At 52.4% G+C, this 15221-nt stretch carries 13 protein-coding genes and 2 pseudogenes; 13 read left to right on the top strand and 2 right to left on the bottom strand.

Translation table 11 applies throughout. The features are described 5' to 3' along the window. Positions 1-589: 589 nt before the first annotated feature. From ACLPGZ_RS06580 to ACLPGZ_RS06530, 11 genes and pseudogenes are all read left to right on the top strand, one after another. Complete coding sequence (locus tag ACLPGZ_RS06580) at positions 590-1204, top strand: DUF3275 family protein (RefSeq protein ID WP_222667360.1); 615 nt, start codon at positions 590-592, stop codon at positions 1202-1204. A 531-nt stretch (positions 1205-1735) separates the two neighbouring features. Continuing rightward, the gene (locus ACLPGZ_RS06575; RefSeq protein ID WP_429641089.1) at positions 1736-2011 is read left to right on the top strand and encodes a hypothetical protein; all 276 of its coding nucleotides are present in this window, start codon (positions 1736-1738) and stop codon (positions 2009-2011) included. Positions 2012-2082: 71 nt separating this feature from the next. Beyond that, complete coding sequence (locus ACLPGZ_RS06570; protein ID WP_429641088.1) at positions 2083-2385, top strand: hypothetical protein; 303 nt, start codon at positions 2083-2085, stop codon at positions 2383-2385. A gap of 76 nt (positions 2386-2461) precedes the next feature. Continuing rightward, positions 2462-2770: a hypothetical protein gene (locus ACLPGZ_RS06565; protein ID WP_021446568.1), complete on the top strand. Its 309-nt coding sequence runs from the start codon at positions 2462-2464 to the stop codon at positions 2768-2770. A 634-nt stretch (positions 2771-3404) separates the two neighbouring features. Further along, a complete protein-coding gene (locus ACLPGZ_RS06560; protein ID WP_226348707.1) occupies positions 3405-3710 on the top strand; it encodes a hypothetical protein in 306 nt (101 codons plus the stop codon). A gap of 1 nt (position 3711) precedes the next feature. Continuing rightward, positions 3712-4827, top strand: coding sequence for a DUF6094 domain-containing protein (locus ACLPGZ_RS06555; RefSeq protein ID WP_429641087.1), 1116 nt, complete (start codon positions 3712-3714; stop codon positions 4825-4827). A 281-nt stretch (positions 4828-5108) separates the two neighbouring features. Continuing rightward, a complete protein-coding gene (gene radC, locus ACLPGZ_RS06550; protein WP_429641086.1) occupies positions 5109-5666 on the top strand; it encodes a RadC family protein in 558 nt (185 codons plus the stop codon). Between the two features lie 109 nt (positions 5667-5775). Continuing rightward, a complete protein-coding gene (locus ACLPGZ_RS06545) occupies positions 5776-6117 on the top strand; it encodes a hypothetical protein (protein ID WP_264671678.1) in 342 nt (113 codons plus the stop codon). An 81-nt stretch (positions 6118-6198) separates the two neighbouring features. Continuing rightward, positions 6199-6825, top strand: coding sequence for a hypothetical protein (locus ACLPGZ_RS06540; protein ID WP_125276791.1), 627 nt, complete (start codon positions 6199-6201; stop codon positions 6823-6825). A 112-nt stretch (positions 6826-6937) separates the two neighbouring features. Then, on the top strand, positions 6938-9235 hold the full coding sequence (locus ACLPGZ_RS06535; protein ID WP_429641085.1) for an SNF2-related protein: 2298 nt from the start codon (positions 6938-6940) through the stop codon (positions 9233-9235). 109 nt (positions 9236-9344) lie between these two features. After that, a pseudogene (locus ACLPGZ_RS06530) lies at positions 9345-9742 on the top strand (PDDEXK nuclease domain-containing protein); the annotation flags it as partial. 53 nt (positions 9743-9795) lie between these two features. Here ACLPGZ_RS06530 and ACLPGZ_RS06525 read toward each other — a convergent pair. Together ACLPGZ_RS06525 and ACLPGZ_RS06520 are read right to left on the bottom strand one after the other, a co-directional pair. Beyond that, entirely contained in the window at positions 9796-11535 is a 1740-nt protein-coding gene (locus ACLPGZ_RS06525) for an ATP-dependent helicase (RefSeq protein WP_123049383.1), read from the bottom strand. Further along, entirely contained in the window at positions 11532-13436 is a 1905-nt protein-coding gene (locus ACLPGZ_RS06520; protein ID WP_429641084.1) for an ATP-dependent nuclease, read from the bottom strand. The genes ACLPGZ_RS06525 and ACLPGZ_RS06520 overlap by 4 nt, the downstream gene beginning before the upstream one ends. A gap of 113 nt (positions 13437-13549) precedes the next feature. Here ACLPGZ_RS06520 and ACLPGZ_RS06515 point away from each other — a divergent pair. Both ACLPGZ_RS06515 and ACLPGZ_RS06510 read left to right on the top strand, forming a co-directional pair. Next, positions 13550-13693: pseudogene (locus ACLPGZ_RS06515) on the top strand (DUF2274 domain-containing protein); the annotation flags it as partial. 215 nt (positions 13694-13908) lie between these two features. After that, complete coding sequence (locus ACLPGZ_RS06510; RefSeq protein ID WP_429641083.1) at positions 13909-15201, top strand: HEPN/Toprim-associated domain-containing protein; 1293 nt, start codon at positions 13909-13911, stop codon at positions 15199-15201. Positions 15202-15221: the final 20 nt, after the last annotated feature.

Genomic DNA, 15221 nt, shown 5'->3' with positions numbered 1-15221 from the left:
TCCCATTTGGACGGTGCGAGGGTTTTTTCTTCGGAGCTGCTATGACACAAAATAATCAACAGTTCTCTCAGTCTGCTTGCTTTGATCGCGAGAACCTGATGAGAGCAATCGTAAAGGCAGGGCAACGAGCTGGGATTATCCGTCAGGATCTGGAAACATGTAGTGTTGCTGAGTGTTTACATATCCTGGATTGTTTAAGTGAGCCTATGGTAAAAACAGACAACTAATTTCAGTTGGCTTTTTTCTTGAAGTCGTGATGATTAGCGACTAAACTGCTTCGGTTTTGCGAGTGTTTTCAGGTGTCACTTGAATAACCTGGTCGCCTTCGGGCACGACACGTCAACCCCTGAAACGTGAACGCTCTGTATAGAGTTGGGGTACATCTCACACGAGTACGTCCGTTGAATTGCACGTTCAAACTGGAACCTCACGTGCTCTAAAGTACTATCCGATCGCAAGTTGGATGGCCACCATTCAAGCCCCCCTGTACCCGTCCGGCGTAAGCTGAACGGGTACTTTCATTTCACACCCCACCGGGAGATCTCTTCCGGCTGGATGTGGTCTCCCTGTCTTTCTGAAGGAGATCACGATGATCCGTATAGATGGAGCGCAGCTGCGCGTAAAGCGGATTCGACAAAGTCGAAATGGTGCGTTCTGCGTTGCAGACCTCTCAACTGCTTATGGTGAGTTCAAGGTCAAAGACCCCCTCCTGGATCAGTTTGAGGAAGGTGAGTACCTGGCAACTGTGTGGATTAGTGAAATCTATCTGTCGCAATACATCGCGTTTGGCAAAGGTGTGACAGAAATTCGCGCTCGTTTGCACGATTTACAAGTTGAGAGCCAGGCCGAATTATCGACTGCTCATGAGCAAGCTGAGCCTGACCCCATTGACGAGCAAAGACCTGTACGGGTTGCACCACCTAAAAAGCCAGTTCCTCCTCCATCTACCGCAAAAGACTTTAGCCACTTTAACAAGGGTGGGAAGCCCCAGTCAGGGTCTTCGGGTTCTGGACCACAAGAGTCAACGCAGGGAGGGCACGATGGGTTGCTTGACGCAGAAATGCTCCGAGCCATTGCCAACCGAGATCCCATCAAACTTGATGCGACTGTAGAACGTGCGTTGCTACGACGGCAAGCAGCTGAACTTGGCCAACGTCATGGCTACCGTTTCGATGCGAAACAACAAATCTGGTTTGCCCAGTAAACCCTCATTTCTAAACCGCCCGAAGGTGGCGGTTTGACTTATGTTCTTGATGCTATCGAGACCATGAGCCAGACCGCACAGTGCATTGGTGCATCGTTGAATCTGGGAGGCGGCGTCCTTATGCGTCCGCAGCTTTTGCGCTAAGCCGGAGCTGGTGATAGCAAAACCAGCCACGTACCTTGCGCGCCGTTTCTTTTGTCACCAGGACCTCCATTTCGGTGACGCACACCTTGGGTTCGCCAAGGGGAGTGAGGGGGTATGAATTTTAATTTGTTATTTAAGCCCGGAACCTAGATGGGTTCCCTTGCGAGCCAGGACAATCATTCCCGGCCTTCAAGGGAAATCATCTAAGCAAACCAACGATGGTTTCAAACAGGTGCGTTCAACCCTGTAAACGCACCAAGGTGGCTTTGGCTACCTGGGTATTTGCTTTTAACCGATGCATGCGGGGTTCTCCTGCGCTTCTTATTCATCCCATGGGGACACCGTGTCCCTGGGGGCTTGGTCGTCCCCTTTTCTTAGAGGACGATCATGGCTCAACTGCATTTTTTTCCTATCACCGTGGCTCAGCGTAAGAATCTGCACTCGATCTTCAATGACTGGCTCTCTCAAGCGAGTGATGAAGGTTTTGAACAGTTCCTGGCGGTTCGACATGAGCTTGCACCTGCACAGGTGTGCTCCTTCGTACGCCTCGTTCAAGGTTGCTCCGTTCGGCAGGATCTGGCTCAACGTCTACCTGGCGATCTCAAACAACGTCTGCAAGTTCATCGTTGGCTGCGATTCGGGGCTACAGTCGTAGCCGCTTAACGTATTAACCCACCCTTGAGGGCTTTGACCCTCAAGGGTAATAGCCCTCTTTATTTTTAAAGAGGTACGGTATGTCACTACATCCATCTGACTTGTTCCTGCTACGGCAAGGTCTGGACGATGCCGGTATGAAGCAAGAGGCTGCCGAAAACAGTGTTAAACACGACATTGCCATGCTTCGCACTGAGCTGCAGCACGACATTGCTATGTTTCGCATTAAGTTGACGCATGACATTGAGGTGAGAAGGCGGGAGATGATCACCCGCGTCTGTTTTATCTTGCTACTTGTTGCTTGTGCCAGTCTGATTGGCATCGTCATAAAGGCGCATTTCGGTGCGCCGCTATGGCAAGTGCTACTGCGGTTAGCCGCTTAATATTTAATCCACCCTTGAGGGCTTTGCCCCTCAAGGGTAATAGCCCTCTTTATTTTTTAAGAGGTACTATATGCCAATGAGTCCATCTGACTTGTTCCTGCTACGGCAAGGTCTGGTCGATGCCGGTATGAAGCAAGAGGTTGCCGAAAAGGTGGCCATCGCAATGGAGGGTGCTATGGCACTCACACTTGATCAAGTGCTGGAGAAGTGGTCAGCCAAGGTTGAACACGACATTGCCGCGCTTCGCACTGAACTGAAGCACGATATTGAAGTGACCAGAAAAGACATTGAGGTGACCAAGCGGGATATGACCATCCGTCTTGGCTTGATGCTGGCTGGTTTTGCCGGTCTGATCTTAAGCGGCATGAAAATGTTCATGCTCTAGCGTTTAGCACGCGATTGTTTCCGCACACCTCGGTGTGCCTTGATGAGGAGTGCGCTCCTCCTAACTAGCGAATGTATGCCAGGTCTTTCATCGGTCTGGTGACATTCGCTTTTCTTTTGTCTTTCTATTTTCACCCCTGCGGGCACAGACCCGCATGGGTATGGCCTGCGCATTTTTAGTGAGGCCGACTATGACTGAACAGACTCAACCTGTGTGCAGAGATTCCTTCGATCTCTCGCCTCTTGCCAATGTGCTGCCGCGCTTTGAACTCGGTGTGGTTGTGGCTACACCAGGTGTTACCAAGCTGGATCAAGAAGGCACGATCAACGCTTGTGAGTACCTGGCTCGTCACGCTGTTGGTGATTGGGGGGATCTGTGCCACGAAGATTGGCGATTTAACCAGCGCTCCCTAGCGTGTGGAGGGCGATTGATGTCGTCGTATCGCGTCAATGACCAACTCCTAATCTGGATCGTTACAGAATGGGATCGATCCAGTACCACACTGACGTTGCCATCGGAGTACTGATCCTCTAACCCATGCAAACCCATCAGGATGGGTTTGCATTTTCCTCTTTCACTTTCCCGGCGGGACGATCCGTCTGGGTCTCTCGTCGTGTTTTTTTCGGAGACCCACATGATCGTTGTCCGTTATTTCACCTTACCGCTGTACACAACTGACAGAAACCGTACCGACGATCGACTGATCTGGACCGGACCAGAACCTGTTCCAGCCATGGGCGAAACAGTGATGGTCAGGTTCAACAATATTGGTGAATGCAGAATCGTTTGCTTTGCCTCACAAGGTCCGTACCTTGGGCTGCTTGTTTACCCCCTTCAACCACCCAGTTGGTGGATTTCTCAGAATGGCGAGCCTTCACCTGAAACAGCAGGCCTGGTGTTTGGCCGTGAGATCTCGCTCATTGATGGTCAGGAGGTGTGAAATGGCGCTTTTGTTCACCCGCTTGGCTCGCAACTTCGTCAAAGCCGGGTACTACCCGACCGATGACGAGACTTTGCAGCGGATTCAACACTTTCTCATGCCAGCATCAAGACCAATGCGATTGCTTGACCCATGTTGTGGGGAAGGTGCGGCGCTGGCTGACATCCGTTTTGGCCTACAGGAGCGTGCTGGTGACGCTTCAGTAAGCATTGAAGCTCTGGGTGTTGAGTTTGATAAAGAACGCGCCTGGCACGCGAAAACCCTCTTAGATAGGGTTATTCACGCGGATATTCATGACGTCGTGGTTAAGGCGCGCAGTATTGGCCTACTGTTTCTGAATCCTCCTTACGGATTTGGGATCAGTGATGCGGCGAACCTGGCAAACGCTGATTCTGACAAAGCCGAACGTCTGGAGCGTACGTTCTTAAAGAAAACGGCATCATTCCTGGTTGAGGGTGGGGTACTTATCTACATCATTCCGTACTACGCCTTAGATGCTGAGATTCGGACATTTTTGGCCCGTAATTTCGACAATTTACGGTTCTTTATGGCCCCTGAGCAGCAATTCAAACAATGTGTCATTTTCGGGACCAAAATCCGAAGCACACATCCACGTAAAAGCGTTCTTGACTGGCTTGCGCAGGCTCAGGCCGGAGAGTTCGTAGATCAAGTATTGCCAGAGGTCTGGGATGATGAACCCTACCAGGTGCCAGCAGCTGATGCGGAGCTTGACTTTCATGCTGTGCGAATCGATGCCGCTCAATTGAAAGACGAGCTCAATACATGGAAGGCGAGTCTATTGTGGCAAGGCTTTGATGCTCATTTCTCTCAGGTGCGGACCAGTCACAGAAGACCGCTTCGTACGATGACTCAATGGCACCTAGCGCTTGCGCTGGCGGCCGGCCAGGTGACTGGCTGCATTGAATCGAAAGACGGCCGGATTTTTCTGATAAAGGGGGATACCTTTAAGAAGAAAGAACGTATCCAGAACCTGGAGGTGGATGAGAAAGGGAATGTCTCAGAGACCATCACGATGCTGGATAAGTTTGTGCCTACGATCAATGCGATTGAATTTACTGCCGATCATCGGCTTGGTCAGATAGTTAAAATCAGCTGATGCTTTATTCCTCGGTGCCAATAGTTGGCGCTATTCACCCTTCATTAGAAGGGTTCCTCAAGGGGCCTGGTCCAGGTCATTTGGGGAAACCTTCTCATTAAGCCAAAAGGGGTTTCTATAGGTGCGTTCAACCCTGTAAACGCATCAAGGTGGTCTTTGACTGCCTGGGTAGTTTTTCTTATCTGCTGCAGTCATGCATGGCATGTCAGCAGCCTCGTCTTATCCCTTGGGGACATCCGTCCTCAAGGGGCCGGATGTCTCCAGCTTTTTGGAGATACCCCATGTCTTCTTTCACTCAGTCGATTTTACCCATTGAGCCGCCTGTATTCGCTCAGGCAGCGCTTGAACCCGCGCAACTGCATGTTGCTGATGCGCATGGGCACTACGTGTTGGCGACTCCAGGCCAGATATTGGAGGCCGCACGTGAGGCGATTGTGTCTTTAGTGCCTTCGGGAACTCCCATGTCAACGCCGAGCATTGCGGAACGCTATGCCGTCGCTCGTTTGGCTGGCCTAGAACACGAGGTTTTTGCTGTCTTCTTTTTAGACAACCAGCTTCGCCTGATCCAGTATCGGGAATTGTTCCAAGGCACCCTGAATCAAACGGTTGTCTATCCTCGTGAGGTCGTTAAAGAGGTGATCAAAAACAATGCTGGCGCGGTCATTTTGGCTCATAACCATCCAAGCGGAAAGTTAGAGCCTAGCCAGGTAGACCGCCAACTTACTGAGCGGCTGAAAAAAGCATTGGAGCTGATCGATGTAAGGGTTCTGGACCATTTGATCGTCGGGCCTTCAGCCGACACAACTAGCTATTCGTTCGCTGAGCACGGCGACCTGTAACTTGCGTCATTTCTTGTTTGTTTAGCCCGCATTTGGGCGTTTTTAACCTGTACCCATGGGGTCGCTGCGGCCCTTATGGGGCGTTGCGACTCATTTTCTGGAGTTTGTCATGAGTCGTCATTACTTTGAAACCACCTATAAAGATCATCCCGTTACCGTGCTGTTAGGTTGGGATAGGGCTTTGGGGCATTATTTTTTGGTCATCGAAAAGCAGGTGGATTTTGTGGATCCGGATGTGACCGGGTTCGATGATCAGTATCTGTATAGCAATCTTTATGAGTCCAACCCATTTGGTTTGAGCCTGGAGCATTTTAAAGCGGTGTTGCACCGGCTCAAAATCACTGTGCCAGCAAATATGTTTACTGAGGTCCAACGCGACTCCTGGAACAACGTGGGGAATCGAGACATCACCCATCAAGCTGACGGCTCATTTGCCGTGCGCTCGGCTTGACCATCTCTCTAAACGACGCGGCCTGGCCTCTTCCTCCATTTTGCGAGGAAGGGGCCAGTCGCATAACTATGGAGCTCGGTGATGTACCAAGTAGAGGAGTTTCCTGAAGTCTGGGCAGATGCCTGCATCCGAGAGTCGGACGGTCGCTTTTTGTTCGTTTCACTGTATGGACGTGATGGATCGCTGATGCAATTCATGGCTGCGATGCAGTTGGGCAATAAGGAAGGCGGTATACAACGCTTTCACTTGCTCGGCGATGATGGCCAGCGCCACTTGGTGGAGGTCGGCGGTGTGGATCGCTTAGGCAAACACACCGGCAGATTGCCTAAACAAAACCTGTTTGGGCCTCTGGGGCAACTGTGGGTATTTGACAAGAATCTACAGGAGCCAGACCGTGCCAATCGAATCGGTTGGGCTCTTCACTACTCAGCAATGAGCGACCTGGCCAGCCTTAAAGAGTCTCAGGAGCATGATCTCGATGATCGTGCCTGGCAACTGATTAAAAGCTTGTCGCCGGTGGCTCTTTTAGACCATTGGCGTGTAGAAGTGCTGGCGTGGTGCCGCGATAAGCAAGCTGTGCAGATAATGGGCAGCGATCTATATCCCACGCTTGGCCCTGTCAAGGCAGTTCGGGTGAGCCTAAGTGAGCATTTTCTTGATTTCATCTCTGATGGGGTCAGGGTAGGGCGCCTACGTTTGCAGTTGTAGTTTTTCTAAGCTGATTGGCTGATTTTCGGATCCAGCCTTTTCTACATTTTCTTCTAACCCATGCGGGGAGCAGCCCCGCTGGCTCCCCGTATTTCTTTTGTGGAGAGCCAGTATGGGCGCTATACATCCCCAGCTAGATACCCCAGAGCAAGATGCCGATGATCTGCATATGCCTCTGGCCAATTTTATTGATCAGTTTGGTGAGGGCTTGTTGGAGCAAGTCCGTCGCCAGAACCCGCCTATTTACGATCCGGACCTGGACACTCAAACTCCCGTTTGGTGTGCGCGGCAACACGTTCTGGAAAATCTGACCCGTAAGCCATTTGAAGCCCAGGCCCATGCTGTACACGCCGTTGTGAAGCTGTTGTTGGATCACAATGAACCGGCAGCGGTACTCAATGCGGATATGGGCACGGGCAAAACCATGATGGCCATATGTGTTGCGACTTTGATGCAGAGTACGCATCCACGTACCCTGATCGTTTCGCCGCCTCATCTAGTCTACAAGTGGCGACGTGAGATCCTGGCCACCGTCCCTGGTGCTAAGGTTTGGATTCTGAATGGGCCAGATACGCTACGCAAACTGTTGGCGCTACGAAATGCCCTGGGTTTGAAAACCAGCAAGCCAGAGTTCTTTGTGCTTGGGCGTGTGCGTATGCGCATGGGGTTTCACTGGAAACCGGCATTTTTGACTCGCCAGGTATTGCAAGATGGTCAACGGTTTAGGTTTGCTTGCTGCCCTGATTGCATGGAACCCATCGAACGTGAGAATGCGGATGGTGAAATGATGCCGCTCTCCGCTGAGGCGGCCGCACTCATGCTTGCTGACAGACGCTGCAAATGCAGCCACTGCGATAGCACGCTTTGGACGTTGATTCGTGCAGGTAAGCGTATCGACTCCATGCACGATCTGGTGTTGGGTGCCTTGAAGCAAATGCCGACGATCGGAGATAAAACCGCTCGCAAATTGCTCTCGATCTTTGGAGAGGATCTGCTTGGGGGAATGCTCGACGATAACGTCTATGAGTTTCTCAACCTCATGGATGAATCTGGTGAGCTTGTTTTCTCCGATCGGCAGGCCATGCGTATGGAGCGATCCCTCGCGTCCTTTGAGTTCAGTATAGGGGAGGGGGGCTATCAAGCCACTGAGTTCATCAAACGCTACTTGCCTCGTGGATATTTCGGTCTTTTGGTTGTAGATGAAGGCCATGAATACAAAAATGAGGGCTCAGCCCAAGGCCAGGCCATGGGCGTGCTGGCCAGCCAATGCCAAAAAACACTGCTGCTCACTGGGACACTGATGGGGGGCTATGCCGATGACTTATTTCATCTTTTGTGGAGAATAAATCCGACACAGATGATTCAAGACGGCTTCAAACCTGCTCGTAATGGGTCAATGGGAAGCGCAGCTATGGCGTTTATGCGTGAGCATGGCGTGCTCAAAGACGTGTACAAGGAAAGCACTGGTCCATCGCACCGTACCGCTAAAGGTAAGCAGATGACGGTACGGACCAGTAAAGCTCCTGGCTTTGGTCCGGTTGGCATTATGCGGTATGTAGTGCCGATCACCGTTTTCTTGAAGTTGCGCGACATTGGCCAGAACGTCTTGCCTGACTATGACGAACACTTCATCAACGTACCAATGAGCCAGGCGCAGGATGAGGCCTATCAGCGCATGGCAAAGCACCTGGTGTACGAGCTCAAGAAGGCGTTGGCCCAAAAGGACAATAGCTTGCTTGGGGTTGTGATGAATACGCTACTGGCTTGGCCAGAGTGCTGCTTTCGCCCAGAAACCGTCCGGCACCCTCGAAGTAAGGCAGTCTTGTTTTCGCAGGGCCCTGTTTTTCAGGAGTCTGAACTTACCCCCAAAGAGCAACAGCTCTTGGACCTCTGCAAACAGGAGAAGACTCAGGGAAGGAAGGTGTTGGTGTACTCGATTTACTCGGGAACACGTGACACCACCGCTCGGCTCAAAAGCCACCTTGAGATGAACGGCTTCAAAGTTGCTGTGTTGCGTGCTTCAGTCGATGCGGCTCAACGCGAAGACTGGGTTGCTGACCAGGTGGAGCGGGGTATTGACGTTCTTGTCACCAATCCAGAGCTGGTCAAGACTGGCCTGGATCTGCTGGAGTTTCCTACGATTGTGTTCATGCAGTCTGGTTTTAACGTCTACACGCTAATGCAGGCGGCCAGACGGTCATGGCGGATTGGCCAGAAGCATCCAGTCAAGGTCGTGTTCTTGGGCTACTCAGGTTCCAGTCAAGTGGAGTGTTTAAGGCTGATGGCCAAGAAGATCGCTGTTACACAGTCAACGTCAGGGGATATGCCTGATTGTGGTTTGGATGTTCTGAATGATGCCGGTGACAGCATTGAAGTGCAGTTGGCTAAGCAGTTGTTGGCCAACGCGTAGCATACTTTTCCTTACACTTTGCCCCTCAATATGAACTGTACCCCAAAGGTTGGACATTGATCCAACCTTTGGGGGGGGCACGATGACTCCAGTGCCGCATTTCTCTGGACTACGCCAAGGCTTCACCTTCGTCGGGCGGCAACTTCGGTTGCATATCGACCAGACTTGGTACCGGGTGGATCTGCTGTCCTTCCATAGCAAGCTGAGCTGTCTGGTCATCATCGACCTGAAGCTGAGCAGTCTGACTCATGCCGATATGGGGCAGATGCATATGTACTGCATGCTTAGGATCATGGGACCTACCCGGACGAGAACCCGCCAGCTGGCCGGATCCTGTGCGCTGACAAGGGCCATGCTTTGGTGCGAGATGCGTTGGACGGCTTGCCGACCAAGGTGATGGCAGTAAACTATCGCACCGTGCTGCCGGATGCCGAGTTGCTACAAAAAGAGTTGGAGAACACGCGGCGTCTGCTCGAATCGCGCGGAGCCGCTTTCGCTCAAAAATAACAAAGTCTCTACAGTGGATCATGACACGGCTCAGAACCAATGAGAACGTAAAATTAGGTGGTGAGAACAGTGGGCATGCGAATCTCTTGAAAGCCGCTCGCAACCAATTTAGGCCGTAGTTCAGATAGCGAATTGGCCGGAACGCCCAGCCACAAGAGATCCCTGGCGCGTGTCACCGCGACGTATCCTATGCGTCCGACCTCTGAGGCCACTCCGTCTAGCATGGCCGTGACATGTTCTTTGGTTGCGATGTAGAGAACAGCGTCCAGGCTCTCGCCTTTCGCCTGATGAACTGTATCCACACGGATTCTGGCGGCATTGGATGCCGCCAGGTCCGCGGCAGCGGCAAGAGGCGCATTGGGCAATTTCGTCTTGGCGAGTTTCCTGCCTATGTTGTCAACAGGCTTCAAGCCATGGTCCTTCTCCAACGTAGCCAGCAATGCCTTTACCCTGGTGAGCAACAGTGGATGCCATTCGGTGTGCGCCTGCAAGGAAGCAGAAGGTAGTCCCGCGTCCGAGTTTCGCGTGAAACGCCAAATGAGACGGCGCAACGGTTGGGCTTCGGGATAGCGCGCGGGCTGTGTGACGGTAGCCACCCACCCCTTGGGCAAATCGACGAGAAGACCAGCAATGCAAACGGCGACGCCTTTGAAGGCCTCGACGTAGTCCTGCTTCTTGTCACGGGCGATGGCGGCCTGGACAAAGCCTTTCACAGTTCCCTGTCCTGCGGGAGAATCGTTACCGGCCAACTTATTGGCAAGGTCACGGCCACGACAAAGCACGGCGGAACGTTCGGCCATCAGCCCCGCCGCGATGACGGTGGCTTGGAATGCGTGTATCAGGTTGTCGCGGTCAGCCGTCTTATAGGGGATGAAGAACGCGCCATGTTCAGTTGCCGGGGCGATGCGATCTGGATCGTCGCTACGGGCTGACAGCTTATTCGCCAGTTCGAGAATCGGCGGTACGGACCGATAATTGCGGGTCAATTTCAACCCAGTGACGCCAGTACGCGCCCCGTATTGCGACAAAAAACTTCCATTGGCTCCTGCAAATTCGTAGATGCCTTGGTTGGGATCTCCGATGAGCGATACCTGCACGCCTGCATTGATGAGTTGTTCAAGAATGGCCTGATGGAGTGTGCCAATGTCCTGCGCTTCGTCAATCAGGATATGCGGATACCGGCGCGCCAATGCGCGGAGAATAACCGGCTGTTCCTTAAGTGTGCGATAACACCAGTAACGACCAAGATTGTGAGTATAGGCACCCGCCTTCCCCAGCCGATGGACGATCGCAGAGGCGTAGTCGTGGTTCAGTTCCACCACTTGGTCGTTATTCGCGTAGTAGAAGTAGATGCCGGAGTCACGCCACCCGACCTGCATGGATGTGATGCCCACAGGGTAGTTTCCTGGCTTGAAAGTGAAACCGCTCAGGAACGACTCGCCTCCGGTGGCAAGAAAGGCCGCTTGTGTTGCCTGCATGGTCCGGTAGGCATGAGGATGAAGCACATGGCGTGTGATGAAACCGTCCAGCGTATCAATGTCAACGCGGTGGCCGCCAGGACCGACCGACACTTCAAGGGCCAAAGACTGATAGCTCTGTCGGAACGTGTCCACAGCGATATTGGAGAAGGACAGCAGCGCCACTCGGCCACGATGGCTACCAAGCAGCCGGCGCATCTCCGCCAGCCGACGTACAGCCGTATGTGTCTTTCCGCTTCCAGCACACGCGATAACCGACATGGGGGCCAGTGGTGCGTTGATGATCGCTGACTGCTCAGGGGAAGGTTTTGTCATGGGTGTGCGGGTGCCTTTTGGCAAGCATGCTTGATGGCGTTCTGTATGTACTCGGGTACGACACACGTCCCGCCGTCGGCCAACACTTGCGCCAGGGCTTGGCCGAATCGGCCTTTCTGGACATTGTTCTGCTTGCGTTCAAACATGCCGCTAAACAAGATACGCGCCTTTTCGGCATCGCCGCTTGCCGCATTGACAGAAGCCTCAACGGTCTTTCCGATCTGTGGATGAAGCTCCTTGAGCGCCTTCAGCATGGCAGAGCGATTGGCTTCATGCAGCGCCAGGTCGTACTCCAAGGTCTTCACGCCATGGAAAACCTTCACGAGGGCATCTTCGTTTGCCTTCATCTTGGCCGTGTTGTCGGATACGTTGACAACCGCGCCGAGGCCCGGATATAGCGCTTGCGGCTCGTCTCCGTCAGCGGGCGTATCCATAGGGTCTGCATCGGTGATAACGGAAACGGGGATCTTTAATGCCTGTTCACCAAACAGCGGAAGAAAGGAATCGAAGTTCAGGCCCTCAACGCTAATCAGGCTGACGCCATGCTCGCGCAGTTTGTACCCAGATTTTTCGGCCAGTACGCTGACCAACATCAGTTCGGCGGCGCCTTCAACAAAAATGACTCTGCGGGCAAAGAAAATCTCCGCGCGTGTCACGTCAAGGTAGCGCTCCAGTTTTTCTCGCTTTCCTTTCTCAAAAGCTATGTCGCGGGGGAAGAAAGTTTCAACTGCTTCACCGGTGTCCACTAGGCAGGTCAGGCTGCTGATATTAGCGATACTCGCGAAATTAGGCGAATGACTCGTAACGAAGAGCTGAACCGGCTTCTCGCCATCGGTGGCCTTCAGCGTCTCCAAATAGCTCAGCAGGACGGCTTGAAGTTGGGGATGCAAATGGGCTTCGGGTTCCTCGACGATGAGGCCTCGATAGCTTGATTCCGGGTTCTTTGCAAGTTCGCTCAGCACAACCGCCATGAAAATCAGATTGTTGAAGCCAAGGCCGTTTTGTTCGATTTCGAAGGCATCAACCAACAGTGAAAGGCGAGAGGCCAATCGTTGGAAATCGCTTCCGCTCAACCCCAATTCCAGAAGTTGAGCAAGTTGGGGGCCGAGCATGGTGTCGTGTCGCCCCTTAATTGCAGTATGGGTGTTGATTATCGGCGTATGCTTTTTCAGCTCTTCATCGAGCTTCTTCAGTGCTTCGTTGATGTCGTTGCGTCCGGTGTCGTCGGATAGCAGATGGAACAGTCGGGCGAGTTGGCTGCTGCGACTGGGTTTCAGACCTTGGGATGCATCGCGCAGCGGTGGCAAGTACACCCCGCGCAGATTTTCCATCATGTCTGTGGTCAGACCCACATCTTCATGATCCCCACACCAGCGTTTGGCGCGTAGCCGACCGACCTTATCAGCCTCCGCGTACCGAATGGAGATGTGTGCCTCGGCCTTGCCTGCGGCGTCGATTTTTAGCGCTGGAAGAAAGTCAGCCTCATCGTCGTCGTCAAGACCACGAAAGACGTACTGAAAAGTGATGTCTCCCGCCGGTGTCCCTCCATGACGCCGGTGGACGTCGTCAACGTCGAGGCGGGGATAGGGTTCGTCATGTCCCGCTAGTAGTGCGCGGAGAGCGTCGACGACAGCGGTCTTTCCAACGTTATTTGCACCAACCAAGACGTTCAGGCCGGGTTGGAACTCCAGAACTGCTTTTTGTAGCTTTCTGAAGTTTGAAATCGTTAACTGTGCTAAATGCATGTAGCCCCCCCAACTTATTCTCAAATTGTTATCTTTACATCGTAGCGCATTAGCATTCACTGCAAATGTTGGAAATGACCAAAAATATTCTTGATGCTTGGCTTTCACCATTAGGAGCACTGGCAATCCTTGTGCTTCGTGCCAAATCAAAGCCATTCGGCGTTGATCCCTGACGCTTTCGGACTGGATCGTTGGCTGGGCCTACGCGTGCTGCGCCCTCGCCAACGGCGGGGGTGTGGCTGAGTGGGGTGTAGGCGGTCTGGCTCTTCCTTTCAGCGTATCTTGACCGTGACGCTGCGCTGCACGTGCAGGCGTATTGCGAGGCGGTCGATGCTACGACGCTGGTCCCGCATATGCTGGAAGCGTTCTTGGCGGGAGATCGGGAATTCAGGAAGGGAATCCGGCAGAAGTAACAAAATCCGAACGACGCTTTATAATGTCCGTGATCGGCCAGAAGCGGACGGTGGTCAAGTCGCCTAAAGCACCCGAATAATGCCATTAGTACTTTTGAATGCTTGAGGGGTTTAGCGGAATAACTAGTACTGGATGTGGCTTGGTAGCATCCGATAATTAAATTTAAAAAAACAATGGGTTGCGAGTTTTAAACCGTATCGAGAAGGCATATTAAATGGGAACTTCCATAGAACTCTGCATTGGCAACGTTTCTCTATCGTACTCCAAGAACTTCATGGGGACGGATTACGGTTTCTTGTTTCAGGAGGCGGACCTCTTTCGTCGCAACACGGACTCGATAGATTATGGTTATTACGAAGAACATCCAGAAGAGGAAGGGGAGCTTGACGAAGCCGAGGAACTTTTTGCTAGAACGCTTTCTAGCATCTTGCCTCGTCTTGATATACTCGGCTTCACCCTTGAAGCCGCACGCGCCGAATATCAAGCGGTGATCGCGGAAGCGGTTGAAATTGACAGTTATGGCAAGTTAGAAGAGCAAAAAGGCGAGTATCTCACGTTTGAAGACTTCTGCCGTTTAGCTTGCCGCCATCCGATAAGCGATCTGAAAAGCGGTTATGTCGAGTGGGAAGCACCTGAACGAGACACTCTTTCACAGGGGCGGTTTGCCGCTGAGATCGACATATTTGAGCGAATCCCCACGACCGAAAACTCTAGTTCTTATTGGTCCGAAACTAGCTTCCTTTCTGCGAGAGTTTGCATTCTGAGTGCTGAGTCAATGCTTCAGATCTTTGCTCTGAATGCAGCCAATGCTGAGGTCGAAGTCACATGGGTGTTCGGCCCTATTGTTCATGCCGGTTGGGTTCAACGTGAGGCATTCCAGCCGTGTGCACGGCAAAAGCAAAAAATCCTGATCGCAACCGAGGGCGCATCTGACGCACGCATCATTCGGCGATCGCTCGACATCCTCCGACCGGAGGTGGCAGATTTTTTTCATTTCGTGGATGTCGATGAACGCCATCATTTTTGGGGAACCGGCAATCTCGTCAAATTCGCAGAGGGGCTTTTGCGAATTGAGGTTCTCAATAAGGTCTTATTCGTTTTCGACAACGACGCGGAGGGTGTTGATGCTTTTCGCAAGCTCGAAAAGCTGAAGCTACCTGCGAACATGCGAGCGATGCTCTTACCCAATCTTGAGGAATTTGGAGAGTTCGCCACCCGGGGGCCGGAGGGTGTTAGCGTTTCTGATATCAATGGACGAGCCGCCGCGATTGAATGCTATCTCGACCTCGGTTTGGATCAATATCCCGCCCCTCAGGTCACATGGAGCAACTTCAAAAAGGACATCGACGCATGGCATGGCGTGTTAGATTTCAAAGAGTCCTATTCAAAACATTTCTACGATCAGCCCGACGATCTGTTACGAAGCGGCAGCTACGATGTTTCTAAGATATTGAAATTACTTGATGCACTGATCCAACAGGCCGGGTTGGTAATTCAGATGGTTTGACGGATAACCCTTGCTTCCCT

It is taken from the genome of Alcaligenes sp. Me129 (genome assembly GCF_050487245.1).
In the GTDB taxonomy this organism is placed as follows: Bacteria; Pseudomonadota; Gammaproteobacteria; order Burkholderiales; family Burkholderiaceae_B; genus Alcaligenes; species Alcaligenes phenolicus.
Note: the sequence above shows the minus strand (reverse complement) of the source record. Positions and strands in the feature narration are given on the sequence as shown.